At 69.8% G+C, this 23784-nt stretch carries 24 protein-coding genes and 1 pseudogene; 21 read left to right on the plus strand and 4 right to left on the minus strand.

Annotated elements, in window-relative coordinates; translation table 11 throughout:
• Nucleotides 1-52 precede the first annotated feature (52 nt).
• The gene (locus tag ACIO9J_RS37780) at nt 53-1069 is read right to left on the minus strand and encodes a hypothetical protein (protein ID WP_402009770.1); all 1017 of its coding nucleotides are present in this window, start codon (nt 1067-1069) and stop codon (nt 53-55) included.
• 53 nt (nt 1070-1122) lie between these two features.
• On the minus strand, nt 1123-1779 hold the full coding sequence (locus ACIO9J_RS37785; protein WP_402009549.1) for a hypothetical protein: 657 nt from the start codon (nt 1777-1779) through the stop codon (nt 1123-1125).
• 285 nt (nt 1780-2064) lie between these two features.
• Here ACIO9J_RS37785 and ACIO9J_RS37790 point away from each other — a divergent pair, with 285 nt between their 5' ends.
• The 6 genes from ACIO9J_RS37790 to ACIO9J_RS37815 are packed head-to-tail and all read left to right on the plus strand — an operon-like array spanning nt 2065 to nt 6769.
• Nucleotides 2065-3456 (plus strand): hypothetical protein, encoded by a 1392-nt coding sequence (locus ACIO9J_RS37790; protein ID WP_402009551.1) that lies wholly within the window; start codon nt 2065-2067, stop codon nt 3454-3456.
• A 32-nt stretch (nt 3457-3488) separates the two neighbouring features.
• Entirely contained in the window at nt 3489-3803 is a 315-nt protein-coding gene (locus ACIO9J_RS37795; RefSeq protein ID WP_402009552.1) for a hypothetical protein, read from the plus strand.
• Between the two features lie 8 nt (nt 3804-3811).
• Nucleotides 3812-5056, plus strand: coding sequence for a hypothetical protein (locus ACIO9J_RS37800; protein WP_402009554.1), 1245 nt, complete (start codon nt 3812-3814; stop codon nt 5054-5056).
• Nucleotides 5053-5508, plus strand: a complete 456-nt coding sequence (locus ACIO9J_RS37805; RefSeq protein WP_402009556.1) for a hypothetical protein — start codon at nt 5053-5055, stop codon at nt 5506-5508. The genes ACIO9J_RS37800 and ACIO9J_RS37805 overlap by 4 nt, the downstream gene beginning before the upstream one ends.
• A complete protein-coding gene (locus tag ACIO9J_RS37810) occupies nt 5505-6164 on the plus strand; it encodes a hypothetical protein (protein ID WP_402009557.1) in 660 nt (219 codons plus the stop codon). Before ACIO9J_RS37805 ends, ACIO9J_RS37810 begins: the two co-directional genes overlap by 4 nt.
• Entirely contained in the window at nt 6161-6769 is a 609-nt protein-coding gene (locus ACIO9J_RS37815) for a hypothetical protein (protein WP_402009559.1), read from the plus strand. Before ACIO9J_RS37810 ends, ACIO9J_RS37815 begins: the two co-directional genes overlap by 4 nt.
• 41 nt (nt 6770-6810) lie before the next feature.
• Here ACIO9J_RS37815 and ACIO9J_RS37820 read toward each other — a convergent pair whose 3' ends face one another.
• Entirely contained in the window at nt 6811-7557 is a 747-nt protein-coding gene (locus tag ACIO9J_RS37820; protein WP_402009560.1) for a hypothetical protein, read from the minus strand.
• Nucleotides 7558-7757: 200 nt separating this feature from the next.
• Between ACIO9J_RS37820 and ACIO9J_RS37825 the strand changes: the two genes are divergently transcribed.
• From ACIO9J_RS37825 to ACIO9J_RS37850, 6 genes and pseudogenes are all read left to right on the plus strand, one after another.
• Entirely contained in the window at nt 7758-8294 is a 537-nt protein-coding gene (locus tag ACIO9J_RS37825) for a hypothetical protein (RefSeq protein WP_402009561.1), read from the plus strand.
• Nucleotides 8295-8430: 136 nt separating this feature from the next.
• Nucleotides 8431-8964, plus strand: a complete 534-nt coding sequence (locus ACIO9J_RS37830; protein WP_402009562.1) for a DinB family protein — start codon at nt 8431-8433, stop codon at nt 8962-8964.
• Nucleotides 8965-9077: 113 nt separating this feature from the next.
• Complete coding sequence (locus ACIO9J_RS37835; protein ID WP_402009564.1) at nt 9078-9719, plus strand: hypothetical protein; 642 nt, start codon at nt 9078-9080, stop codon at nt 9717-9719.
• A gap of 91 nt (nt 9720-9810) precedes the next feature.
• Complete coding sequence (locus ACIO9J_RS37840) at nt 9811-14379, plus strand: DUF6531 domain-containing protein (RefSeq protein WP_402009566.1); 4569 nt, start codon at nt 9811-9813, stop codon at nt 14377-14379.
• A gap of 14 nt (nt 14380-14393) precedes the next feature.
• Nucleotides 14394-14825, plus strand: coding sequence for an SMI1/KNR4 family protein (locus ACIO9J_RS37845; RefSeq protein ID WP_402009567.1), 432 nt, complete (start codon nt 14394-14396; stop codon nt 14823-14825).
• Nucleotides 14826-14927: 102 nt separating this feature from the next.
• Nucleotides 14928-15029: pseudogene (locus ACIO9J_RS37850) on the plus strand (hypothetical protein); the annotation flags it as partial.
• Between the two features lie 45 nt (nt 15030-15074).
• On the opposite strand, the gene ACIO9J_RS37855 reads toward ACIO9J_RS37850, so the two are convergent.
• Nucleotides 15075-15956 (minus strand): S1 family peptidase, encoded by an 882-nt coding sequence (locus tag ACIO9J_RS37855; protein ID WP_402009569.1) that lies wholly within the window; start codon nt 15954-15956, stop codon nt 15075-15077.
• Between the two features lie 1284 nt (nt 15957-17240).
• On the opposite strand from ACIO9J_RS37855, the gene ACIO9J_RS37860 reads away from it, so the two are divergent.
• The 9 genes from ACIO9J_RS37860 to ACIO9J_RS37900 all read left to right on the plus strand — a co-directional run bounded on the left by ACIO9J_RS37860 (nt 17241) and on the right by ACIO9J_RS37900 (nt 23780).
• The gene (locus tag ACIO9J_RS37860; RefSeq protein ID WP_402009571.1) at nt 17241-17963 is read left to right on the plus strand and encodes a hypothetical protein; all 723 of its coding nucleotides are present in this window, start codon (nt 17241-17243) and stop codon (nt 17961-17963) included.
• 17 nt (nt 17964-17980) lie between these two features.
• Nucleotides 17981-18808, plus strand: a complete 828-nt coding sequence (locus tag ACIO9J_RS37865) for a hypothetical protein (protein ID WP_402009573.1) — start codon at nt 17981-17983, stop codon at nt 18806-18808.
• Nucleotides 18805-20115, plus strand: coding sequence for a CpaF family protein (locus tag ACIO9J_RS37870; protein ID WP_402009575.1), 1311 nt, complete (start codon nt 18805-18807; stop codon nt 20113-20115). The genes ACIO9J_RS37865 and ACIO9J_RS37870 overlap by 4 nt, the downstream gene beginning before the upstream one ends.
• Nucleotides 20116-20122: 7 nt before the next feature.
• Nucleotides 20123-21118 carry a type II secretion system F family protein gene (locus ACIO9J_RS37875; RefSeq protein WP_402009576.1) on the plus strand — a complete coding sequence of 332 codons (996 nt, stop codon included), beginning with the start codon at nt 20123-20125 and terminating at the stop codon, nt 21116-21118.
• Complete coding sequence (locus ACIO9J_RS37880; protein ID WP_402009578.1) at nt 21115-22044, plus strand: type II secretion system F family protein; 930 nt, start codon at nt 21115-21117, stop codon at nt 22042-22044. The genes ACIO9J_RS37875 and ACIO9J_RS37880 overlap by 4 nt, the downstream gene beginning before the upstream one ends.
• An 87-nt stretch (nt 22045-22131) precedes the next feature.
• Nucleotides 22132-22383, plus strand: a complete 252-nt coding sequence (locus ACIO9J_RS37885; RefSeq protein ID WP_384548596.1) for a hypothetical protein — start codon at nt 22132-22134, stop codon at nt 22381-22383.
• A 61-nt stretch (nt 22384-22444) separates the two neighbouring features.
• A complete protein-coding gene (locus ACIO9J_RS37890) occupies nt 22445-22879 on the plus strand; it encodes a TadE/TadG family type IV pilus assembly protein (protein WP_402009580.1) in 435 nt (144 codons plus the stop codon).
• Entirely contained in the window at nt 22876-23319 is a 444-nt protein-coding gene (locus ACIO9J_RS37895; RefSeq protein WP_402009582.1) for a TadE/TadG family type IV pilus assembly protein, read from the plus strand. Before ACIO9J_RS37890 ends, ACIO9J_RS37895 begins: the two co-directional genes overlap by 4 nt.
• Complete coding sequence (locus ACIO9J_RS37900; RefSeq protein ID WP_402009583.1) at nt 23316-23780, plus strand: TadE/TadG family type IV pilus assembly protein; 465 nt, start codon at nt 23316-23318, stop codon at nt 23778-23780. The genes ACIO9J_RS37895 and ACIO9J_RS37900 overlap by 4 nt, the downstream gene beginning before the upstream one ends.
• Nucleotides 23781-23784: the final 4 nt, after the last annotated feature.

Consider the following 23784-nt stretch of genomic DNA (forward strand, 5'->3'; position numbering starts at 1 on the left):
CGTCGTACGCCTGGGCGCGCCCAGGGCCGGTATCCGAACCAGCCCTGCCCCACTACCGGTTGATCGACTGCACTTCCTCCACCGCGATGTCCTGCGTGACCTCGATGGTCCCGTCGGGCATGGGCTGGGCCGCGTTCTGGTTGGTGCCCGTCCAGCTGATCTCCCAGGTGAGAGCGGCCTTGAGGGGGAACGTGCCGCCCTTGGAGGAGCGGTTGTAGACGATGCCGCAGGGCGGTGTCTCCTTGGACTTGCCCTTGGCGTACGGCTCGCCGATCTTGCCGTCGACGATGGGGCACTCGCCGCTCGCGGGGATCAGGGTCGCGTCACCGGTGCCCGGTTCGAGCGTGAGGGACTTGGGCGTCGCGGTCGTCGTCGCCTCGATGTGGAACCCGGGCACGTCGACCGCGGCCGTCGCCTTGACGTCGTCGAAGGCGGCCTTGTCCAGCCAGGCCCACGTGGGCAGGTTCACCTTGGTGGTGCCGTCGGGCGCGAGTGACACCTTCGTGTCGGGCAACTGCATGTGCTGGTAGGCGAGTTTGGAGAGCATCTTCGGCGTGATGGCCTCTTCGTACTGCGCCGGCGCGGGCTCGCCGTTGTCGACCCAGAAGGGCAGGTCGCTGCACGAGGTCCGCTTGAGGTAGTCGGGCTCGTCCGGGTTCTCCACCCCGGCCCAGAACATCCCCTTGCCGTCCTTGTCGACGTTGTAGTCCTTGTAGCCCGGGGTGTTCGCCCAGCCGTAGTCGTCCTCGTAGTGCTGCCGCGTCTGGGCGAGCGCGGAACCGGCGTGCCCGGTCATGCCCGGCTTGCCCATGGCGTCCTTGAGCTCCCCGGACATCTTCTTCTTGAAGTCCTTGGCGCCGAGGTACGGGGCGTACCAGCAGGGCGGCGGGTTCCAGGTGACGTCGGCCGAGGTGACGTTTCCCTTACTGCCGCCCTTGGCGACGGCGCCGGAGTACTGGATCTTGGCTGTGGCGTAGATGCCGTTGCCGCCGTCCTTGCCGCCGTCCGTCTTCGCCGAGCCCTTGCCGTTGCCGATGTCCTCGTCGGCGTGGGCGGTCCCGCCGGTCATGAGGGCGCCGACGGCTATCGCGAGCGTGAGGCAGACAGCGCCGGCCCGTGGTCTCACGCGCACTGCTTTGCCTTCTCTGTCACGAACACGAGCGATGCGCGCCACAGGTCGTCCTTCCCCGGGAACTTGTTCATCACGATCTTGAAGTGGTCGTACGAAGCCGGTCCCGAGGAGTTCCCCTTGCGGATCTTCCCGGTCTTCACTTCCTTCGAAAAGAACTTGCTGGAGTCCACACAGAACGACACCTCGACGGCGTTGCCGTTGGGCGCCTTGCGCGTCTGCTCCTGGTAGTGGCGCCGGGTGCCCGTCGAGGTGAGCCCCGCGTCGACCCGGCTCTGGATCTGGGTGCGGGCGTAGCTGAGGCCCTCGTCGGTCGCGTACGCGGCCACGGCCGGGTCCTTCGCCGACTGCTCGGCGACGCCCTTGTAGATGGACCGCACGTAGTGCCGCGCGTCGTCCAGCGCCGCGGCTTCTTCCTTGTCCTTCGGCTTGTCCCAGTCGAAGACGAGCTTCAGATCCGCGGGCAGGGAGAGGTCCACGCCGTCCGGCTTCTCGTCGTTGGACGACGGGGCCGCGGACTTCTTCGGCTTGTCCGCGCCCTGTTCGGCCCCGGCGATCTTGTCGCTGTCCTTGGACTTGTCACCGTCCGAGCCGCCGCAGGCCGTCAGGAGCAGGGCTGCGGTCGCGGCGAGCGCGGTGGCGACAGGCATGGTGCGCGTGGTGCGGCGATTCACGGTCGGCTCCCGATGGGGCGAGGGGTGTCTCCAACGGAGTGACGTTAACCGGGGGGTTGACAGTTCCGCCAGGATTGATAACGGGATATGTCGTGCCATCTCGACGGACTGTCATCGTGTCGTGACGCGACGGGCGTGACGGATGTGGCCGATGCCGGGCGGACCTCGCCGCCCGAGCCGTTCGCGCTCGCGATGATAGCTTCGCTCTACATAGGTGTAGTAGAACTACGGGCGGGGGCCGGTATGAACGCGGGGGCCGGTATGGACGACGACACGGCCGATGCCGTGAGGCGAGCCGCGCCCCGCGCCGTGCCGCGTCCCGCGCCGGACGGCACCACCACCGACGCCCCGCCCGAGCCCGCCCTCAGACCCCGCGCCCAGCCGGGCCCCGGCGTCGAACTGAGCCGTCGCGCACGGCTCTACGCCGACGGCGGCGAGCTGGTGCTGCGCACCCGCTCCGGCGAGCGGCGGCTCCCGGTCGGGGACGACGGCATCAGCAGGGCCGTGTTCGTCGACGTGGCGGGACCGGACGCGGAGCGCATGGGACCGCCGCTCCCCGGCACCTGGGGCGAGCTCCAACTCCAGGACAGTGCGGGCCTGTTGCTCGCCCGCCTGCGTCTCGACGACTGGCTGCCCGAGGCCGATCAACTGCCGCGGCGCTACGTACAAGGGGAGCAGCTCCTGAGCCGTACCGGCGTGGCGGGCCTGCTGGCGGCCGCGGGCATCCCCCTGCACACCGTGCGGGACGCGGACGACCCGCTCGTCGACCGGGGGACCCGCCGCCACGCCGTTTCCCTGGCGCCGGGCAGCGTCTTCCCCGCCTGGTACTGGCTGACGCGCGGCGGCGCCGCGTTCCTCTGGCTCGGCACCTTCACCGTGCTCCTGTTCTCCGACGACACCGCGCCGTGGCTCGCCCTGGTGTCGGCGGGCGCGGCCCTGACCGCCCCGACGGCCCGCCTCGCGCTGCGCGCCTGGACCCGCCTGCGGCTGCGGCGCTCCGCCCCCGGCGGCCCGGCGACCACGATCACCCCGCGACCGGCCCCGGACGCGGGCGCCACGGTCAGGTTCCGCCGCGACACCGAGATCCGCGTCGAGCGTCACGACCTGGTCCTCAAGGACATCTCCGGGCAGGAGCACCGGTTCGCCCGCCGGGGGCCGCACGCCGTGACCGCGCTGGTTCTCGTACGCGACCGGTCCGGTGCGCCCGTGGGGGTGGAACTGCGCGGCCGTGACCGTCAGATCAGGGCCGTACTGCCCTGGCTCCAGTGGTTCGGCGGCGAAGGCGGCGGCGAGGGATGGGCGTCGCTGCAAAGCGCCCTCGCCCTCTCGGCGAGCGAACGTGCGCTCACGGGGCGGGGCGGCGGCTGGCCCAAGGGTCCGGCGCTCGGCCTGCGCATGCTCCCCGCGTCCGGGAAGGAGGCGCGGGCGGTGTCCCGCTTCCCCGGCACCCTCGTGGGCGTCTCGTCCACGGCGGTCATGGCCGTCGGCTCCTGCTTCTCCGTCGTGTACGGGGTCCGGCTCCTGGACGACCACCCCGCCGCCGCGTGGACGGCGGTGCTCATGGGCGTTCTCGCGGCGCTCCTGCAAGCGACTCCGTACGTGATCCATCAATTGTGCGGGCGATTCCGGCTCGACCGCCCCGCGTCCGGCTAAGAACGAGAACGAAGCGAGAAGGGGGAACGCGGGTGGGCACACCGGACCTGTCGGTCGACATCACGCTGCTCAAGACCACGGAGAAGCAACTCCACGGCATCAAGGGCGAGTTCGAGGGTATCGACGACTGGAAGAAGGAGCTCAGGGCCGTGGTGGGGGCGCCGCGCATGGCCAAGGCGATGTCGACGTTCGTCGACAACTGGGACCGGCACCGCAAGGGCCTCGTCGAGGAGATCGACAAGATCGGCGGCTGGGTCGAGACGACCAGGAAGACCTTCGAGAAGGCGGACAAGGACCTGGCGGAATCGGCTCAGAAGGCGAAGCGCGAGAAGGCCAAGGGGAAGTAGGGAACATCATGGTGCGCCCCACGGACTGGCATCCGCTCGCCGACAGCGACCCGGTGCCCGGGTCCCCCAAGGACGTCGACGACGAAGTCGAGCACATGACGAACGTCGCGAAGAAGCTGCGCGACCAGGCGGAGAAGCTGCACAAGATCGCCAAGAAGGAAGGCCTGAAGGGCAAGTACTCGGACAAGCTGACCGAGGGGGCCGCCGAACTCGGCAAGAAGCTCGACCAGACCGCGGAGCGCTACGAGGGCGTCAAGAAGCACCTCTCGGGCTGGGCCGGTGAGCTGCGCGGCGCCCAGTCCGCCGCCTCAGACGCCCTGGAACTGGCCAAGAGCGACGAGGAACAGGCGAAGAAGGACCTCAAGAAGGCGAAGAAGAGGTACGACAGCGAGGCCGACCACTACGCCACGCTGATCGAGAACGCCATCGACGACGATCCGCTCACCGACAGCTGGTGGGACGATGTCAAGGACTGGATCGACAAGAACGCGGGCTGGCTGAAGGTCGTCATCGAGATCGCCAGCTATGTCGCCACCGCCCTCGCCATCGCGGCGATCTTCATCTCCGGCATCGGGATCGGGGTGGTCCTCGCCGCGGGAATCGCGGTCCTTGTGGCGAGAGTGGGGATGGCCGCCGCCGGACAGGGCTCCTGGGCGGACGTCGCCCTCGACGTGTTCGCGCTGGCCACCATGGGCCTGGGGCGCGGTGCCGTGTCCGGTCTGAAGGCGGGCCAGGCGGCCACCCGGCTCGCCGCCGGGCAGGGCGCCAAGAAGGCCGCCACCAGTGCCGCGAAGAACGGCATGAGCAAGGTGTACGGGCAGGCCGGGCGCACCCTCGCCAGCAAGGGCGCGTCCAAGGCGCAGAAGCGCGCGGCCCGCGAGGCGATCGAGCAGGCCGACGCGCTGGCCGCGAAGGCGGGCTCGGGCGCGGAGAAGGTGGCCACCAAGGCGCCGCTGCCCAAGGTCAGCAAGACGGACATCCTCAAGGCGGGCGGCGACAAGGACGCGGCCGTGGCGTACAAGGACATCATGAAGACGCGCGCCGCCTACGCGGGCGACGACGCGGTCCACACGGCCGGCCAGGGCGCCGAGAGCTACCTGCGCCACAACCAGCAGGTCTTCGCCGCGGGCCAGGGCATCGACCTGGGCGGCAAGCTCGCCGGATCCAGCGACACCTGGACCGACAAGCCGTACTTCGAGCCGTTCCAGAACTACAAGAACGAGTACACCGCCGAAGTCGGGTCCACCTGGTGAGCCGGGGAGACCGCCGCCGGCCCGGCGAGCGCTACTTCGCCGCCCTCGACCGGAGCCGCGAGGAGAAGGAGCGGGCGGCGGAGGAGGCGGAAAAGGCCTACGGCAAGGACGTCGCCGCGGTGCGCGTGATCTCGCTGGTGCCTCCGCTCCTGTACTGCGCGGCCATGATCGTGGCTGCCGCGTCGGATGACGTCACGACGTTCGTCGTGCGCCATGTCCTTGGACCCGCGAGCGTCGTCGCCACGGCTCTCGTGATCGGGCTGATCCTGAAGTACGAGCGCTCGCCGCAGCGTGACTTCGGGATTCCGGTCGTGGTCTTCGCCCACGCCCTCTTGAACGGCCTGACCGGGTTCGTCACCGATTCCGTCTTCTACGTACTGATCCCGCTGACGGCGCCGCTCGTTCAGTGGGGACTGCCCAAGTTCCGTGCCCTGCGAGGGCGCAAGCCATGACCGACCGCATTCCGCCGAAGGCCGACGTGACCGACCGCACCACCACCGCACCCCACGGCTACCAGCTGATCCTGCCGCCCGAGTGGGTCCGCATACCCATGCGCTCCGGCACGGAGGAGGCGATACGCGCCATCGTCGACGACGCCTTCGCCACGCTGCCCGCGGACGCGCCGCGCGACCGGATCGGGCCGTACCGGCGCGAGTTGGAGCGCCGCCTGAAGGACGCCGTGGCGGAGGCCCGCAAGGCCGAGGGGCTCGACCTCTACCTGCCCATCGAGCGGATGCACGGCATCGCGGTGCCCGCCTCGATCGTGGTCTCGGAGATGAAGTTCCCCGACGAGGTCGCCGTGGACCCGTCGGCCGTCTCGCGCCGCCTCCTGGAAGCACCGGGACGGGACGGCGAGACGACCATGGCGGAGCTCGACGGCGTACGGGCGGTCCGTACGGAGCGCACGGTCGCCGCCGACGCGCCGGGCGGCGGCGAACTCGCCTCGCACCGCGTCGACTACGTCGTCCCCGTGCCTGGCGACCCCGGCCGCTGGCTCGGCGTCGTCTTCTCCACGCTCGGCGAGGCCGACCCCGACGACGCGCTCGCCGACCTCTTCGTAGAACTGTTTGACGCGATGATGAGCACCTTCCGATGGAGCCGAGCATGAGCTGGCCGCACGTGGACTACGACACCGACCTGTGGATGCGGATCCCGAACTCCTGGGCGGGCACGCCGTGGAAGGGCCCCAAGGAGTGGGGCCGCTACATGTCCGACGCGTGGTGGGGCGACACCGACCTGGAGCCGACCCGCAAGGACGTCAAAGGCCTGGCCGCCACGCTGCGCGCCTGCGCGGAACGGTTCCCCGAGAGCCACCCCGGATTCGACGTCTACCTCCACCTGCCCGACCCGCGCGACATGCCGCTTCCCGTGTACGTCGCCTCGGTCGAGGCGGACGGCGAGCGCGAGGAGACCCTGCGGGCCCTGGTCTCCACGGACGACACGGCGCTCGTGGAGAAGCCGATCGTGGAGGACTTCACCACCGAGGCGCTGGGCACGGGCCTGCGCTCCCTGCGGTACACGCGGACGGACGGTGACCGCACGATCGTCGCGGGCGTGCGGTACGCGTGGCGGCACGAGGCGGCCGGGTGCGATGCAGTCGATGCAGTCGATGTAGTGGTCATCGCCGCGGCGCCGGATCCGCGGCGGGTGCTCGGGGCGATGGACGACATCGACGCGTTCGCGGGGTGGATCAGTGTGCGGGCGGCGGGTTAGGGCCTTTCGTTTGGATCAGTCCGGGCCACTCCGCCGCCGCGCTATCCCAGCTTCGCGTTCTGCGCCTTCAGGACGGCGGCGGCGACCTTCGCGTCACCGGAGCGCTTCTCGACGAGGGCCATGCCGTCCACCGCGAAGTAGACGGCGAGGGTGTCGCCATGGCGGACGGCCTGGGTCCGCATCGTGTGCGTGACGCCCTCGTACCTGGTCGTGGCCTTGAACGCGGTCGACTCGTCGGCGCCGGCCGGCACGGGCGCGGTCTCGGGGGCGACGGAGTCGTACGCGGTGCTGCTCTGGCCCCCCTTCGCGGTGAAGCCCGCACCGCAGGCGCCGACGGCCTTGGTGAGCCCGGCGAAGGCGGCCTTCGCGTCCCCGCCGCCGTTCCCGTACGCAGCGAGGGAGACGTACGTGAAGGCGCCCACGGTCTTGCCGCCGGACGAGGCGACCCGCGTGAGATCGGCCTTCGGGGTGCCGAGCGGGAACTGGTTCATCGCGTACGCGAGCGGGGCGCAGGCGGCCTTGTCGACCTTGACCTGGTCCTTGGACCCGGCAAACGCGAACTTCTGATCGGGCTTCCTGACCGTGTACCCGCTGACCTCGCTCTTGCCGAGGGCCGCCTCGCCCAGTTCGGCGGCCGGGTCCTGGGTCTTCTTCTCCGGCGCCGTGGACGGCGCGGACTTGGCGTCCGAGCCGTCGTCCGACGCGTCGGAGCCCGAGCAGGCGCCGAGCGCCGCGACCGACAGGAGGGCGAGGACGGACGCGGCGACGGCCGTGCGGGTCCGCTGCATGAAGGGGCTCCTGTCCGCCGCCGGTCCGGGGCGGCTGAGCGGTGAGTGACGGGTGGGGCCGTACGTCCCGGCACCCTACTCGGCCGTACGCCGGGGAGTCACGGGGCACTCGTCGGCGCGGCGGCGACATGAACTTCCGCCCACGGCACGCGCGTTCACGGCTCCACGGGTCATCCGCCCGGCGGCCCTAGGGTGTCGCCATGTACATCTCGCCCGGATCCCTCAGCGGCAGCCGCCGCCACCGTCTCGTCGCGGGGACCATGCTCTGCCTCTTCATGTGCCTGGCCGGGGCGATCCTCACCGCCACCGCGTTCGGGGACGGGCTGAGCGGCCTCGCGCGCCTTGGGCTCGGCGCGGGAGCGGTCTCCGTGCTCGCGGTCGCCTGGTGGTGCGCCCGCTACTGGTACGCGGCCTTCCGCGAGGGCCGCGGCGGGCCTCCCGTACCCGGGCCCAACCCCTGGCCGTGGCTGCTCCCTTGGGCGGTCCTGTTCGTGGCCGTCCTGGTGAGCGGGGTTCGCGCGCTGGACCGGGGCGAGAGCGACGGCTGGTTCTTCCTCGGCTTCGCGGGCCTGATCGGACTGCCCGCGCTCGCCGGGCTCGTGGCGGGACTGGTCGGGCTGGTGCGTGGGCGGGGGCGCGGGCACGGTGCGGATGGACGGGGAGCGGGTGGACAGGGAGCGGCGGTGGCGCCGGACGAGCCGGAGGGCCCGCGCCGCGCATGGGGACCGGTCGGCTGACCACCACGAGGACCCCTCCGACCTCACCAGTTCCTCCGGCCCCATCAGTTCCTACCGACCCACCAGTTCCTCCCGACCCACCGGAGCGGCCGAAATCCACATGCGCCCGCAGGGAACGCGTCGGCATGATGGCGCGATGCCCGAGACCGCCGAAATACGCACCGCGCTCCACCGTCGAGCCGAACCCCCGCACTCCGGCGCCGGCGAACGCGCTTCCCTGACCGCCTTCCTCCAGTACCAGCGCGAGACGCTCGCGATGAAGTGCGCGGGCCTGACCGCCGACCAACTGCGCGAACGGGCCGTGCCGCCCTCGGAGATGTCCCTGCTCGGCCTGGTCAGACATCTCGCGGAGGTCGAGCGGAGCTGGTTCAGGAACGTCCTGAACGGCGAGGACCTGCGGGCGAACTGGCGCCCGCGGGTGCCCGGCGAGTACGCCGACTTCGACGTCGCGGGCGCCGATCCCGACGAGGCGTTCGAGATCTGGCACACGGAGTGCGCCCGCTCCCGCGCCCTGGTGGACGCCACCGACGACCTGGACGTCACGGTCCGCTTCCACGACGAGGAGTACTCGCTCCGCTACATCCTCACCCACATGATCGAGGAGTACGCCCGCCACAACGGCCACGCGGACCTGCTCAGGGAGCGGCTGGACGGGGCGACGGGGGAGTGACCGGGGGAGTGAAGGCCCCGGTCCCGCACGCCTCGTAGGCTGGGCGGCCGGAGCCGATCACAACGGGGTCGGCCGGAGCCGATCACCACGGGGAACGACGGGGAGGGCGCACCATGGCCCGCTACACAGCACCGCAGACCATCGCGCGCGGCGGATTCAGCATCAAGGTGCCGGAGACGTGGTGGGAGTTCGACGTGCGTCCCGAGTCCCGGGACGCCGCGATCCGGCAGATGCTCAACGACCGTGTGCGCGAGCGCCCCGAGCTGGCCCCGCACCGTGAGACGTACGAGGCGTTCCTGCGCAAGGCGTCGCACGAGGCGTGGCAGTCGGGCGCGCTGTACTGCGGCTGCATGGCGGAGAGCTTCGGTGGCGACACCCCGGTCACCGGCTCGGTCACGGTCTCCCTGGTCGGCGCCCGCACACCGAACGGCGACGTCCTGCCGACGGACCCCGACCGCATCGTCGCCCAGCTCGGTGTGCGCGAGGCCAAGCGGGAGGGCGACGCGTGGCGCAAGGTGACGACGGTCGACATCCCCGGCGTGGGGCTCGCGGCGCGGACGTACGGCATCGAGGACGTCTCCGTACCGGGCGACGAACGCACGATGCGCGTGGTCCTGATGCAGACGTTCATCCCGGTACCGGGCCAGGAGGGCAAGGTCGCCCTGGTCTCGGGCAGCAGCCAGCTCCTCGAACTCGCGGACTCGTTCTTCGACATCTTCGATGCGGTGACGTCTACGTTCCGGTTTGCGGACTAGCGTCGCCCGAGGGGGACACCAGGGGTGCTTGGCTAGTACTTTCGTATCCGCTCAGGGTGACTGAGATTGCGGATGCGACGGGGGAAGACGCATGGGGGGCCATCGGCCGAGCGATTGGCATGTCCTGGACTTGGAGAAGGATCCGACGCCGGGTGATCCGCACCGGGTGCGCAGCTTGTCCAAGAACCTGCACGATTTCGCCGATGACGTGGGCCGGGTCCTGCGGGACATCAAGGGGATGGCGGGCGAGGACGCGATCCTGCGGTGGGCGGGCAAGACGGCGGACGCGTTCACGGAGAAGTTCGAGGATGCCCCGGCCAAGCTGAAGAAGCTCAAGAAGAGCTACGAGATGGCGGGCGACGCCCTGTCCGCGTACTGGCCCGAGCTGGAGCGCGCCCAGACCCTGGCGGACAAGGCGCTGGTCAAGGGCCGTGAGGCGCAGGCCGACCTGTCCAGCGCCAAGTCCCGTCTGTCGTCGGCTGATTCGTGGGTGGAGCGGGCGGGCAAGGAGGCCGACAAGTACAAGGACGACGGCGGCTCCAAGAGCAAGAACGTTCCGCCGCCCGACCCGGACAAGGTCAAGGCCGCCACCCGTAACGCCACTTCGGCCGATAAGGCCCAGACGACGGCGAAGTCCGACGTGTCCTCGGCGCAGGGCGCGCTGGCGGCGGCGAAGAAGATGGCCGAGGACGCCCGCAAGATCCGCGAGGACGCGGCGAGCACGGCGAAGCGGAAGATCGACGAGGCCTCCGACGCGGGCATCAGGAATCGCAAGTGGTGGGAGGAGATCGGCGACTGGGTCTCGGACAACTGGGACACCATCGTCGCGGTCTGCAAGGTCGTCGTCGCGATCGTGGGGATCATCGCGATGATCGTGGGCGGGCCGATCCTCGCCGCGATCGTGATCGTGGCCGGGGCGATCGTGCTTGCGGACACGTTGAGCAAATACGCGAAAGGCCAAGCCACGTTGATGGACGTGGCGTTCGCGGCGTTGGACTGCATTCCGGGCATGAAGGGCATCACCACCGCGGCCAAACTCGGCAAGGGCCTGAAGGGGCTCAAGGGCGGGCTGAAGGGCTTCAAGTCGGCCCGCACCGCCCTGAAAGACGGCGCGAAGGGTGCCTTCAACCGGGTCAAGAGCAAGATCAAGGGCTGTGGTGACCCGGTGGACGTGGCCACCGGGCAGATGTTCCTGACCGAGACCGACGTGACGCTGCCCGGCACGCTGCCGCTGGTCTTCACCCGCCGGGTCGCCTCCGGCTACCGCAGCGGCGGCTGGTTCGGCCCGACCTGGACCTCCACGCTGGACCAGCGCCTGGAAGCCGACGAAGAGGGCCTCGTGTTCGTCACCGAGGACGGCATGCTCCTGGCCTACCCGCACCCCGAAACGCCGGGCACCCCCGTGCTCCCGGAGTCCGGACCGCGCTGGCCCCTGACCGCCACCGGCGAGGGCGGCTACCGCCTCACCGACCCGGTCACCGGCCACACCCGCCACTTCGCCCCACCCACCGACGGTGACGACGTGGCCCTGCTGGCCCGGATCACCGACCGCAACCACAACACCATCGACTTCGCGTACGACACCGAGGGCGCCCCGACCGCGATCCGGCACAGCGGCGGCTACCACCTCACACTCACCGTCGAGGACGAACGCGTCACCGTCCTGAGCCTGGCCGACCCGGACCCGGACGGCACCGACACCGTGCTCAAGCGCTACGGCTACACCGACGGCAACCTCACCGCCGTCACCAACTCCAGCGGCCTGCCACTGCGGTTCACCTACGACGAACACCGGCGCCTGACCGCCTGGCAGGACACCAACGACAGCCGCTACACCTACACCTACGACGAGCAGGACCGCTGCACCGGCCAGCAGGGCATCGCCGGCCACATGGCCAACACCTTCACCTACGACCTCCCCGACCCCGCACGGCCCGACTGCCGCATCACCGAGATCACCACGGCCGAGGGCGCCACCACCCGCGTCACCATCAACGCCCACTGCCTCATCGTCGCCGAAACCGACCCGCTCGGCGCCACGGTCACCACCGCCTACGACACCCACCACAACGTCTCCGCCACCACCGACCAGCTCGGACACACCACGGCCTACGTCAACAACGAACTGGGACAACCGGTGGAGAGGACCGGGCCGGATGGGGCCGTGGTCCGCTACGCGTACAACGAACTCAACCTCGTCACGTCCATCGCTCTCGCTGACGGCACCTCGTGGAGGTACGGCTACGACGAGCGCGGCAATTGCACGGAACTCACCGACTCCGCCGGGACGACCTCGCGCAGCACCTACACCCCGGCGGGCCACCCCCTCACCGTCACGGATGCGCTGGGCCGCGTCACGACGGTGCGCTGCGATCCGGCGGGTCTGCCTCTTGAGATCATCGACGCGATCGGCAGCACGTTCCTCCGGCGTGACGCCTTCGGGCGCTCCGTGGCCCTCGCCGACGAGTCAGGGCGCACCACGCGTCTGGCCTGGTCGCGAGAGGGCCTGCTCATCGGTCGGACCACTCCTGACAGTGCGACGGAGACCTGGACCTATGACGGCGAGGGCAACTGCACCAGCCACACGGATCAGTCGGGCCACACGACCTTCTCCGAGTACACCCACTTCGACCTTCTGTCGGCCCGGACCGACCCCGACGGGGCACGGTACGAGTTCGGCTACGACCCTTCCTTGCGTCTGACCCAAGTCGCCGCCCCTGGTGGGCTGACGTGGAGCTACCGCTACGACGCGGCCGGACAGCTGATCTCGGAGACCGACTTCGACGGTCGTACCCTCGTCTACGCCCACGATGCCGCGGGCCGGCTCACCTCGCGCACCAACGCCCTCGGCCAGACCATCGCCTTCGAGCACAGCGTGCTCGGACAGGTTCTCCGCAAGGACGCCGACGGCGCGGTCACCACCTTCGGCTACGACCAACTCGGGAACCTCACGCACGCCGTCGGCCCGGATTCCACTCTCGTCCTTGAGCTGGACAGCTCCGGCCGTCCCCTTGCCGAGACGGTCGACGGACGCAGGCTCGCGTACGCGTACGACGAAGCAGGGCTGCCAGTGGGGCGTACGACGCCCTCCGGTGCGACCAGTTCCTGGGCCTACGACGAGGCGGGCCGTCTTGCCCGGCTGACCGCGTCCGGTCGCGTCATCGGCTTCGACCGTGACCCTTCGGGCCGGACAGAGGCCCGCCGCATCGGTACGAGCGTCACTCTGGTCCATGCGTTCGACGAGGTGGGTCGTCTCACCAGCCAGTCGGTCACCGGCATCGACGGTCGAGCCGTCCAACACCGCTCCTACGCCTACCGTGCCGACGGCGGCCTCACCGGAATCGATGACCGGGCTTCCGGAAGCCGCCGCTTCGAGCTGGACCCGATGGGGCGCGTCACCGCCGTTCGTGCTCCGAACTGGACCGAGACCTACGCCTACGACTCGGCCGGCAACGTGGCCCACAGCGACTGGCCTCGCACTCACCCCGGGCATGAGGCCACAGGAGCGCGAACTTATGCAGGTACCCGTATCTCCCGCGCGGGAGACATTCGCTACGAACACGATGACCTAGGGCGTATGACCCTGCGTCAGAAGCGGCGGCTTTCCCGTGGCCCGGATACCTGGCGCTATGAATGGGATGTCGAGGACCGCCTTACCGCGGTCGTCACCCCGGACGGCGTGCGGTGGCGCTACACCTACGACCCGCTGGGGCGTCGCACGGCGAAACTCCGGATGGCATCCGACGGTGAGACGGTGGTCGAACGGGTCGATTTCACCTGGGACGGCATAAACCTCTGCGAGCAGAGCACGACGTCCGCCGAGTTCTCTCATCAGGTGGTCCTCACGTGGGACTACCAGGGCCTTACTCCTGTTTCCCAGACCGAGCGGCTGACCGTCGCGGGTGCGCCCGACGAAGAAATCGACTCCCGATTCTTCGCCATCGTCACCGATCTGGTCGGCACACCCACCGAACTGATCGACGAAACGGGGGAAATCGCCTGGCGTGCCCGTAGCACGCTTTGGGGTACCACGACGTGGGACTCGGGCGCTGCCGCCTACACGCCACTGCGCTTTCCCGGTCAGTACTTCGACCCGGAAACCGGGCTGCACTACAACCACTTTCGGTACTACGACCCGCAAATCGCCCGGTACTTGACGCAGGACCCCTTGGGCCTCGCGCCGGGGCCAAACCCCGCCTCCTACGTCCGCAATCCTTTGACATGGGTCGACCCGCTGGGTCTGACGCCCTGCGAGGACGCGGCGAAGCAGGCTGCCGCGCGGAACGAGACGGTCCTCGGCAAGGGGATACCGGTCAGGGAGGAGGGCGCTGTCGGCAGCACCACGAGTCACAGCTACAAGAAGACCTTCTTCGACGCGCATCCGGCTCTCAAGGGAAAGGTGGTGGTGCACCATGCCATCGAGCAGCAGGTGTTGAAGCGCTATCCAAACCTTTTCTCGGCGGACGAGATCCACTCGCTTGAGAACTTGCGCGGCATACCTAAGGGCGACATCAACAGCAAAGTCCACCTCAGTGCGATACGCGTTGAATGGAATAAGTTCTACAACGCGAACCCCGCCCCCACGCGGCAGGAAGTCCTCGATCACGTCAGTAAGGTGGATGATAAGCTGGGCAACTGGTTCCAACCGCGCATCAGATAGCCTCAAGGAGCAACATGTGGCGTGAGCTTGCTGCAGAATTCCCGGATGTGCAACTGTCCGAAGCGGCGGAGAGTGAGAGAATTCGCGCTATTGAAAGCGGACTTGGGCAATCGCTCCCTTCGTCTCTCTCCTCGCTTCTCCTGGAAACGGACGGCGTCGAAGACGAGTACGGTACGGAAGTCATCTGGACCGCGGAGAAGATCCTGTCGGAGAACTCGTCCCTGAGGACCGATGAGCAGTACCGCACCCTGTACATGCCGTTCGACTCCATGCTCTTCTTCGGGGACAACGGCGGCGGTGACCAGTTCGCCTTCGTGCGCACCCCGGAGCGGGACGACGTGTTCGTGTGGGACCACGAGACGGATTCCCGGAACTGGGTCTCGCCGCACCTTGAGAGCTTCTTGCGCAGCGCGCTCGGGAGCGCGGGCGAAGACTGGTACCGCTGACCACTTGACCAGGGGCCCGGGGTGCGTAACGAGTTCGGACAGCGATGGTCCGCGGAGACCGACCGCGTGCTGCGGGCGGCCGGGTGGTACCCGGGGCGGTCCGTGGCCACGGCCGAGTGGGAGAGGACCCTCGCCGAGCACGGGGCCTTCGAGATCCACGAGGCGGCGCGGGGGTTCCTCGCCGAGTTCGGTGGGCCCGGGGCGTCAGCGCATGACGCCCCGGGCCATCGGCTCACCTGCCGCCCTGCCTCAGCGGCGGTGCAGCCCCCGCTTCACCTTCTTGCCCGCCGGCGACTCGTCCAGCGTCTTCCACAGCTTCGCCGAACTCAGCGACGTGTAGACGCCGGGGGCGCCCTGCGCGCCGCAGCCGTCGCCGTACGAGACGACGCCGATCAGGATCGGGGCCCTGCGGCCGGGCACGTTGCGGAAGATGGGGCCGCCGCTGTCGCCCTGGCAGGAGTCCTTGCCCTCGACCCCGGCGCAGAAGTTGACCTTCGAGTCGTACTCCTTGTAGCTCGTGCCGCATTCGGCGTGGGAGATGATCGGGACCTTGACCTGGCGCAGCCGGTCGGGCGTGTAGGTCATCTCGGTGTCCGTGTTGCCCCAGCCCGCGACGGTGGCCTTCTGGCCGGGGCGGATCAGGGCGTCGGTGCCCTGGGTGGGCAGCGCGACGGGGGCGATGCCCTTGACCGGCTTCGCCAGTTGCAGGAAGGCCACGTCGTACGCCTCCTTGCCCTTGAGGTAGCGCGGGTGCACGACCACGCCGCCCTTGGCGATGTTCCGTATCTGCCCCTGCTTGGCCGAGAGCACGGTACGCCCGACGGCCACCTGGAGGGACTTGGGCTTCACGGGCTTGCCCGCGTCGTCGACGAGGCAGTGCGCGGCCGTCACCACGGTGTCGGCCGTGACGAGGCTCCCCCCGCAGAACTGCCGGTCGAGCGCGCTGCCGGAGCCCTTCTCCATCAGCGCGACCATGAACGGGTAGGCGTCATTGGAGACTTCGGTGCCACCGATGATGGCGTGCGCGGCGGGCGCGGAGGTGGCGACCATCGCCAGGGCGGCGGCGGAGGCGGCGAGTCCGGCGGCCGTTCTCGTGCGGGTCTTCGTGGAGGTTGTCGTGGGGGTCTTCATGGGGGGTTGGTTTCTCTTTCGTGCGAGGGATTGCGAGTCACTGCTCTGCGTGCGCGAAAGGTCCGAACCATTGAGCCGTCAAATGCCGTGCACTGGACGGGGTTTGGTCTACGGTTCAACGAATTCTTGTGGAGCTCCTCGCGTCGGAGTGTGAGAGGTTGATAGGGGTCGGTGGGTTCATTGGTCCGGCGCTTCAGGAGCTGAATTCGCCCAGGAGGCGGGCCCGCCACCGCCGTCCAGCAAAGGGCTGGGCAACTACATCGGTGTTGCGATGCCATACGGCACCTGGGCCTTGGCCCAGGAGTCGATACCTGAAGGGCGGCCCCGCGGTGATTGTCTGCGGCTTCGTTCTGCCCGGGTGTTCATCGGTCAAGACGGATGGTGAATGGGTCTGGCGGTCGGACACCGTGCGCTATGCCGGTGAACACGGGCTGGTCGTCCCGCAGGAATTCTCCGTCCGGGGAGATGCGCGCGGCTGGGTGGCTGTGACGGCGGATTGGGCGGACCCCAATATTCCTCGCGACGCCATTGACGCCGCGTGGTCGCTGGGAGTTTGACCCGAGCCAACGGCCAACTGGGTCGCCGCAGGCGCGTGTTGGGCTCCCCGCTCGGGTCGGTGAGAGTCGTCGTCCAGGCATACGTGCCGATCTGGCCATCTTTAGCCACCTTTGGCATCCCTTGGCTCGCCTTGCCCCGGAGTCCGTTTCCGGCTGGTCGGTCGTCCCGGTCGCCCCGTAGTCCAGCCACCCACGTCAGCAGCGCCGCCCCGCAGTTGCGTGGGTTATGCGGAGGACCGGAGGGCGTTCGGTGGTGGTGCTTCGGGAGGCGTCGGCTCCCCTTTTGAGTGGCGTGGCGCATGCCGTGGCGGATGGGAAGAGGGTGGGAACCGTTCCCGCTCCGCCCGGCGTCCCTCCTGGGGCCGACCGATCATGGCGTGGACCTCCCGCGAGCCGGACGGGACCGTATGAAAGTCGCCACCCGAGGCCCCCTCGACCCCAGTTGAGTAAAGCCTCCATATTCGCGTACGCACATCAATCCCGCTCCCTGAGACCCCGGGGTGACATCGGAACCAGAGGGCGAGGATTGCGCGTGGATAACGATGAGAGGGCCGCGCTTCACGATCCTTAACGCGCCTTGAGGGGCTTATGTGCTGCTGATACGGTGCGATGACTTGACACTGAGCCTGGGGCTGAATAGCCCGCCCGAGGTGGAGCGTAGAGAGTCGCGAGTGTCGCGAATGACGGAAATTGACCGAATCTTCTTGGGCGTGCGGGGAGCAGTTGCGTGAAGATCCAGGAGCGTATGGGGGCGGGCAACAACCGTTCCGCCGCGCCGGCTCAGCCAGGTGTCGGCGAGCGCCTTCCCGCGCCGCCTCGCGAGCGCAAACCGGCACTTGCCGCTCTGGCCGTACTCCTCATCCTCGTCGGCGCCCTCGGCGCCACGGTGCTCGTGCTGCGCGCCGGTGACCGCATCGAGGTCGTGAAGGTGGTCGCGCCCATCGCGGCGGGCGAGTCGCCCGACGCGGACAAGAACATCAAGTCCGTGATGGTCGCCGAGGACACGTCGATCCACTACATCCCGTGGGAGCAGCGCGGCGCCCTCTCCAAGCTGAAGGCCAAGAGCGCCATCCCCGCCGGTTCCATCGCCGTCGGCGAGATGTTCGCCAAGAGCTCCGGGCTGCCCGCGGGTAAGGCCTCCGTCGGTCTCTCCCTCAAGGAAGGCCAGTACCCCTCCGACCTGAAGTCCGGTGACACCGTCGCCGCCTACCCGGTCGTCTCGGGCACCTCCACCGGCAAGGGCTCGGCGAGCGGCAGCGGCGCCGCGGGCGGCGAGCCGCTGGTGGCCTCCGCCCGCGTGAACACCGTCGCAGCCAAGAGCGACGCCACCGTGAGCACGGGCAACCTGAACATCACCCTCCTCGTACCGCAGGAGGAGGTCGCCGGGCTCGCCAGCTCCGCGTCCGACGGCAAGGTCGTCATCGTCCGCGTCACCAATGACAGCAACTAGAGGCGAGTAGAAGAGACATGGCGCTCATCGCTCTCGCCGCGGACAAGGGGTCCCCCGGCGTCACCACCGCCGCCGTCGCGCTCGCCGCCGTCTGGCCGCGCCGCGTGCTCGTCGCGGAGACCGACCCCGCGGGCGGCGACCTGGTCTACCGCAGCGCCGCCGCGCACGGTGGCCCGCTCAACCCGAACACCGGCATGCTCAGCATCGCCGCCACCGCCCGTCGCGGCCTGGTGCCCGACCAACTCTGGGACCACACCCAGCCGTTGTCGGGCGGGCTCGAAGTGCTCGTCGGCCTCGGCATCGCCGAGCAGGCCGCCGGGCTCGCGGGCCTGTGGCCCACCCTCGGCCGCGCCTTCTCGCAGCTCGCCGACTCCCCGAACGCGCCCGCCGACGTGATAGCGGACTGCGGCCGGATCAGCGGCGACACCCCGGCCGTCGAGCTCTTCCCGCAGGCGGCGCTCGTGCTGCTCGTCTCGCGCACCGAGCCCGAGGCCATCGCGCGCGTCCGGGACCGGGCCGCGGCCCTCGCGACCAAGCTGCACGGCGGTCCGCGCGGCGCGGCGACGCTCGCGCAGCCGCTCATCGGCGTACTGCTGATCGCCGACCCCTCGACGTCCGCGAAACTCGTCCACCAGGTCAACGACATGCTGGTGGCCGCGCAGACCGGCGCCCGGGTCGTGGGCACCCTCGCGGACGACCCGGCGGGCGCCGAGCAGCTGGCCGGGCGCAGGCGCGGCAGGCTCGACAAGTCGCTGCTCATCCGGTCCGCCCGCAAGGTGACCGTCGACCTGTACCAGCAGTACGGCGCGGCCTGGGCCAACCCGACCGCCGGGGCGGGCCGATGAGCGCACCCGTCGATCATCAGCTGGTCAAGCGGTTCCGGCAGGACGCCGGTGACCGCATCGCCGAGCAGCGCCGCCTCGACCAGGTCTCCGGCGTCACCCCGATGTCCGGCGAGGACGAGCGGCACTACGCCCGCGCCGTCATCGCGCAGATCCTGGAGGAGTACGCGCGCGCGGAGATCAACGCCGGGCGCACCCCGCTCGACGCGGAGACCGAGGAGCAGTACGCGGCCGCCGTGCACGCCGCGCTCTTCGGCGTCGGCAGGCTCCAGCCGCTGCTGGACAACCCCGAGGTCGAGAACATCGACATCAACGGCTACGACCAGGTGTTCGTCGGCTTCGCCGACGGCAGCGAGGTCAAGGCCGACCCGGTCGCCGAGACCGACGAGGAGCTCGTCGAGCTCATCCAGATCCTCGGTGCCTACTCGGGCCTGTCGTCGAGGCCCTTCGACTCCGCCAACCCGCAGCTCGACCTGCGCCTGCCCGACGGCTCGCGTCTGTCGGCGGTCATGGACGTCACGCGGCGCCCCGCGCTCTCCATCCGACGCGCCCGCATGGGCAAGGTCTTCATGTCGGACCTGGTGGGGAACGGGACCCTGACGCCGGAGGTCGGGCACTTCCTGGCCTGCGCCGTACGGGCCCGCAAGAACATCATGATCGCGGGCGCGACCAACGCGGGAAAGACCACGCTGCTGCGCGCCCTCGCCAACGAGATCCCGCCGCACGAGCGCCTGGTGACCGTCGAGCGCGCGCTCGAACTCGGCCTGGACACCTTCGCCGATCTGCACCCCAACGTGGTGGCGTTCGAGGAGCGGCTGCCCAACTCCGAGGGCCAGGGCGAGATCTCGATGGCCGAGCTGGTGCGCCGGTCGCTGCGTATGAACCCCTCCCGCGTCATCGTCGGTGAGGTGCTCGGCGACGAGATCGTGACGATGCTGAACGCGATGTCGCAGGGCAACGACGGCTCGCTCTCCACGATCCACGCCAACAGCTCCAGCGAGGTCTTCAACCGCATCTCGACGTACGCGCTGCAGGCCTCCGAGCGGCTGCCCATCGAGGCCAGCCAGATGCTCGTCGCGGGCGCCGTGAACTTCGTCGTCTTCATCCAGCGGCGCAACAACTACCAGACCGGCGGCAAGCTCCAGCGCATGGTGACGTCGGTGCGCGAGGTCAACGGCGTGGACGGGCGGGTGCTCTCCAGCGAGGTCTTCGCCGAGGCGCCCGACGGCCGCGTCGTCGCGCACGCGCCGATCGCCTGCATGGACGACCTCGCGGCCTTCGGCTACCGGCCCGCCGGGCAATGGGGGTGAGCACGACATGAACTCACTCGGCTCGATGGGCGGAATCTTCTCGCTGCCCGTCCTGTACGCGCTCGGCTGCGGCATCGCCGCGGGCGGCGGCCTCGCGCTCCTCGCGGTCGCGATCCGCGGTCTGCCCGCCAAGCCCGCGCACGAGAAGCAGAAGGCCTCGCAGCGCGCGGGCGAACTGATCAGCTTCATCGGCAGGCGCGGCTCCGCGGCGATCGGCGTCGGCCTGGTCGTGCTGCTCCTGACCCGCTGGGCCGTCGCGGGCATCGCGGCCGGCATCCTCGTCTTCTTCTGGGACAAGCTCTTCGGCGGCGCCGCCGAGGAACGCACGCAGATGCGCCGCGTCGAGGCGCTCGCCGCCTGGACCGAGTCGCTGCGCGACACCATCGCGGGCGCGGTCGGCCTCGAACAGGCCATCCCCGCCTCCGCGCGGGCCGCGGCCCCGGTCCTGCGCCCGCACCTGGACGCCCTCGTGGACCGGCTGCGCGCGCGTACGCCGCTGCCCGAGGCGCTCCAGGTACTCGCCGACGAGATCGACGACGCGTCCGCGGACATCATCGTCGCGGCCCTGATCCTCAACGCCAAGCTGCGCGGCCCCGGCCTGCGGCACGTCCTCGGCGCGCTCGCCAAGTCGGCGCGCGAGGAGGTCGACATGCGCCAGCGCGTCATGGCGCAGCGCGCGTCGACCCGGCGTTCGGTGCAGATCGTGGTGGCGGTCTCGGTCGCCTTCGTGCTCGGCCTCTCGATCTTCAACAGGGACTTCGTCGAGCCGTACGGCACGGCGGTGGGCCAGGCCGTACTCGCCCTGGTCTGCGGCCTGTTCGCGCTCGGCTTCTGGTGGCTGCGCAAGCTGTCCACCGTGGAGACGCCGGACCGCTTCCTCGTCAAGGACGAGCCGGGCGTGCAGTTCGTGCGCCCGCGCGGCCCCGAGCAGGCGCCGCAGCAGGGCCATCCCGGTCAGCAGGGCCTGCCCGGCTACGCGAATCCTGAGGGGGTACGTCGATGAGCCTGACCATGCCGATAGTGATCGGTGCCGTCCTCGGCCTCGGTGTCTTCGCCCTCGTGCGCGCCCTGATGCCGTCCAAGCGCAGCGCGGTCGCGACGGTCGCCCGCATCGACGCGATGCGGGCGCGCGGCGCGGCCTACGAGTCGCACCGGGCCACCTCGGACACCGAGGCGCCGACCCGGCTCGGGAACATGCGCAGCCGGGTGGGCATGCGGGTCGCCGACTTCTACCTCCAGCAGGGCTGGGAGCAGCGTTCGCTCCGCGCGGACCTCGCGGTCCTCGACCGCAGCTGGGAGAAGTTCCTGGCGACCAAGGTGCTGCTCGCCGCGGCCGGTGTGTTCTTCGGGCCCTTCCTCTTCGCCGTCATCTGGACGCTCGGGGTCGGCAGGAGCCCGATCATCCCGGTGTGGCTCGCGCTGATGTTCGGCGTGCTCTTCTTCTTCCTGCCGGACCTGGAAGTACGCAGGGACGCGGCGGACAAGCGGCGCGATCTGCGCCGCGTCATCGGCGCCTATCTGGACCTGGTGTCGATGAGCCTCGCGGGCGGCCGTGGCCTCCCCGAGGCGCTCATGGCGGCGGCGGAGGTCTCCGACGGATGGGCGACGCAACGCATTCGAAACGCTCTGGCCGACGCCCGGATCACGGGTGTCAGCCAGTGGCAGGCCCTCGGCTCGCTCGGCGAGGAACTGGGCGTCGAAGAGCTCAAGGACCTGTCGGCGTCCCTGGCGCTGGTGGCGGACGACGGCGCCAAGGTGCGCGAGTCGCTCGCCTCCCGTGCCGAGACGATGCGACACCGCGAACTCGCCGAGATCGAGGGCAGTGCGGGCGAGAAGTCCCAGTCGATGCTGGTGGCACAGCTGATGCTGTGTGCGGGATTCCTGGTCTTCCTCATCTACCCGGCGGCGATGCGCGTGTTCCAGGTCTAGCGGCAGCGATCCAACGACGACGGCGGTGCCGGACGACAACGGGGACCGGCACTCATCCCCCCACCACTCCTGAGAGGACAACTCACCATGAACGGACGGAACTTCAGCACCGGTAACCCGGGCCTGGACTTCATGATCACTTTCTTGCAGGGACGGGTGCAGCGCGCCCGCTCGGGCGAACTGGACCGCGGCGCCTCCGCGGTCGAGTGGGTCATCATCTCGGCCGTCGTGGTCGCGATCGTGGGCGTGGTCGCCGCGGTGATCAACGCGGCCCTGGACAAGGGCGCGCACAAGGTCAGCGACTGCATCGAGGGCGCGGACGCCGGCAGCACCTGCTGACGCGGGTACTTCGGGGGCCGCTGAGGGCATCGTGAAGGGCGACGGGGTTCGGGTGCGAGGAATGCGTGGATTCGTACGCCGCAGGGTGGAGGCCGCCTCCACCCGCGGCGAATCCGGCATGACCGCGGTCGAGTTCGTGCTGCTCACCCCGGTCCTGTTCTTCATGATCTTCGCGACGGTGCAGTTCGCGCTGTACTTCTTCGCGGACCACGTCGCCCAGGCCGCGGCCCAGGCGGGCGCGCGCAAGGCCCGCGCCACGGCCGACGAGAACGCGGGCGGCTGGCGGGGCGAGGCACGCGACGTGGCCGACGCCTACATCCGCCAGCTCGGCCCGAAGCTGGTGCTCAACCCGACCGTGAAGACGGTGGAGCCGGGCCAGAACACGGTCGGCGTGGAGATCACGGCGAAGGTGCCCTCGGTCTTCCCCGGCCTCGACATGACGGTGCACGCGCAGTCGGCGGGTCCTGTGGAGCGGTTCGTGGAGGAGGGCGAGTGACGCGGCAGGCACCGCGCGACGCCCCGGCCGCCGCCGGGCTGCGCGAGGACCGGGGGCTCTCCAGCATCGAGGTCGTGTTCCTGGCCCCGGTGATGATCCTCTTCATCCTGGTTCTGGTGGCCTTCGGCCAACTCGTCGACGGCCGCGGGGCCATCGACGGCGCCGCGCGGGACGCCGCGCGCGCGGGCTCGATCCAGAAGGAGCACGGCACGGCGATGGCCGAGGCACGCAAGGCCGCACAGGCCGACCTCGCGGACGTCTGCTCGGGCCCGGTCAGCGTCATCCAGAAGAGCGCGGGCTTCGACCCGGACGTCGACCCCTTCTTCACGGTCGAGGTCAGCTGCCGCGTGAAGGGCCTCGCCATGCTCGGCCTGGACGTCGCCACCACGCTGAAGGCCGAGTTCAGCTCGCCGCTCGACCCGTACCGGAGGTCGGCGTGAAGCTCCCATCGGTCGTACGCGGGTGGCTCGACGCCCGCCGCGCCCACCTGGACGACCGGGGCTCGGGCGCGGGCGCGGTCATCATCTTCGCCATCGTCTTCCTCACGCTCTCCGCGTTCGTCATCGACGGCGGCCTGTCCATCTCCAAGCGGGAACGCGCCGCGGACATCGCCGAACAGGCCGCGCGCTACGCGGCGCAGGACCTCGACACCGAGGGCATCTACGAGGGCGCAAAGGGCGCGCCCATCAACTACGAGAACTGCGGCGCCCGCGTCCGCGCCTTCGTGGAGGAAGCGGGCCTGATCGGCGCGGACGTGGCCAACACCCACTGCGTGACGGCCAACGCCCAACAGGTCGAGGTGGAGGTCCAGATGACCTACAGCCCGGTCTTCACGGGGATGTTCTACGGGGGCGACGTGACGGTGAAGGGGCGGGCGCTCGCGGAGAACGAGGTGGGCTGACAGG

Source organism: Streptomyces sp. NPDC087300, from assembly GCF_044744425.1.
Classification (GTDB): domain Bacteria; phylum Actinomycetota; class Actinomycetes; order Streptomycetales; family Streptomycetaceae; genus Streptomyces.

Excerpts from the sequence above, each read along its gene's own strand:
- ACIO9J_RS37780 (WP_402009770.1), bottom strand. The coding sequence starts at position 1,069 with ATGACCGGCGGGACCGCCCACGCCGACGAGGACATCGGCAACGGCAAG.
- ACIO9J_RS37785 (WP_402009549.1), bottom strand. The coding sequence starts at position 1,779 with ATGCCTGTCGCCACCGCGCTCGCCGCGACCGCAGCCCTGCTCCTGACG.
- ACIO9J_RS37790 (WP_402009551.1), top strand. The coding sequence starts at position 2,065 with ATGGACGACGACACGGCCGATGCCGTGAGGCGAGCCGCGCCCCGCGCC.
- ACIO9J_RS37800 (WP_402009554.1), top strand. The coding sequence starts at position 3,812 with ATGGTGCGCCCCACGGACTGGCATCCGCTCGCCGACAGCGACCCGGTG.
- ACIO9J_RS37810 (WP_402009557.1), top strand. The coding sequence starts at position 5,505 with ATGACCGACCGCATTCCGCCGAAGGCCGACGTGACCGACCGCACCACC.
- ACIO9J_RS37815 (WP_402009559.1), top strand. The coding sequence starts at position 6,161 with ATGAGCTGGCCGCACGTGGACTACGACACCGACCTGTGGATGCGGATC.
- ACIO9J_RS37820 (WP_402009560.1), bottom strand. The coding sequence starts at position 7,557 with ATGCAGCGGACCCGCACGGCCGTCGCCGCGTCCGTCCTCGCCCTCCTG.
- ACIO9J_RS37825 (WP_402009561.1), top strand. The coding sequence starts at position 7,758 with ATGTACATCTCGCCCGGATCCCTCAGCGGCAGCCGCCGCCACCGTCTC.
- ACIO9J_RS37830 (WP_402009562.1), top strand. The coding sequence starts at position 8,431 with ATGCCCGAGACCGCCGAAATACGCACCGCGCTCCACCGTCGAGCCGAA.
- ACIO9J_RS37835 (WP_402009564.1), top strand. The coding sequence starts at position 9,078 with ATGGCCCGCTACACAGCACCGCAGACCATCGCGCGCGGCGGATTCAGC.
- ACIO9J_RS37840 (WP_402009566.1), top strand. The coding sequence starts at position 9,811 with ATGGGGGGCCATCGGCCGAGCGATTGGCATGTCCTGGACTTGGAGAAG.
- ACIO9J_RS37845 (WP_402009567.1), top strand. The coding sequence starts at position 14,394 with ATGTGGCGTGAGCTTGCTGCAGAATTCCCGGATGTGCAACTGTCCGAA.
- ACIO9J_RS37855 (WP_402009569.1), bottom strand. The coding sequence starts at position 15,956 with ATGAAGACCCCCACGACAACCTCCACGAAGACCCGCACGAGAACGGCC.
- ACIO9J_RS37865 (WP_402009573.1), top strand. The coding sequence starts at position 17,981 with ATGGCGCTCATCGCTCTCGCCGCGGACAAGGGGTCCCCCGGCGTCACC.
- ACIO9J_RS37870 (WP_402009575.1), top strand. The coding sequence starts at position 18,805 with ATGAGCGCACCCGTCGATCATCAGCTGGTCAAGCGGTTCCGGCAGGAC.
- ACIO9J_RS37875 (WP_402009576.1), top strand. The coding sequence starts at position 20,123 with ATGAACTCACTCGGCTCGATGGGCGGAATCTTCTCGCTGCCCGTCCTG.
- ACIO9J_RS37880 (WP_402009578.1), top strand. The coding sequence starts at position 21,115 with ATGAGCCTGACCATGCCGATAGTGATCGGTGCCGTCCTCGGCCTCGGT.
- ACIO9J_RS37885 (WP_384548596.1), top strand. The coding sequence starts at position 22,132 with ATGAACGGACGGAACTTCAGCACCGGTAACCCGGGCCTGGACTTCATG.
- ACIO9J_RS37890 (WP_402009580.1), top strand. The coding sequence starts at position 22,445 with ATGCGTGGATTCGTACGCCGCAGGGTGGAGGCCGCCTCCACCCGCGGC.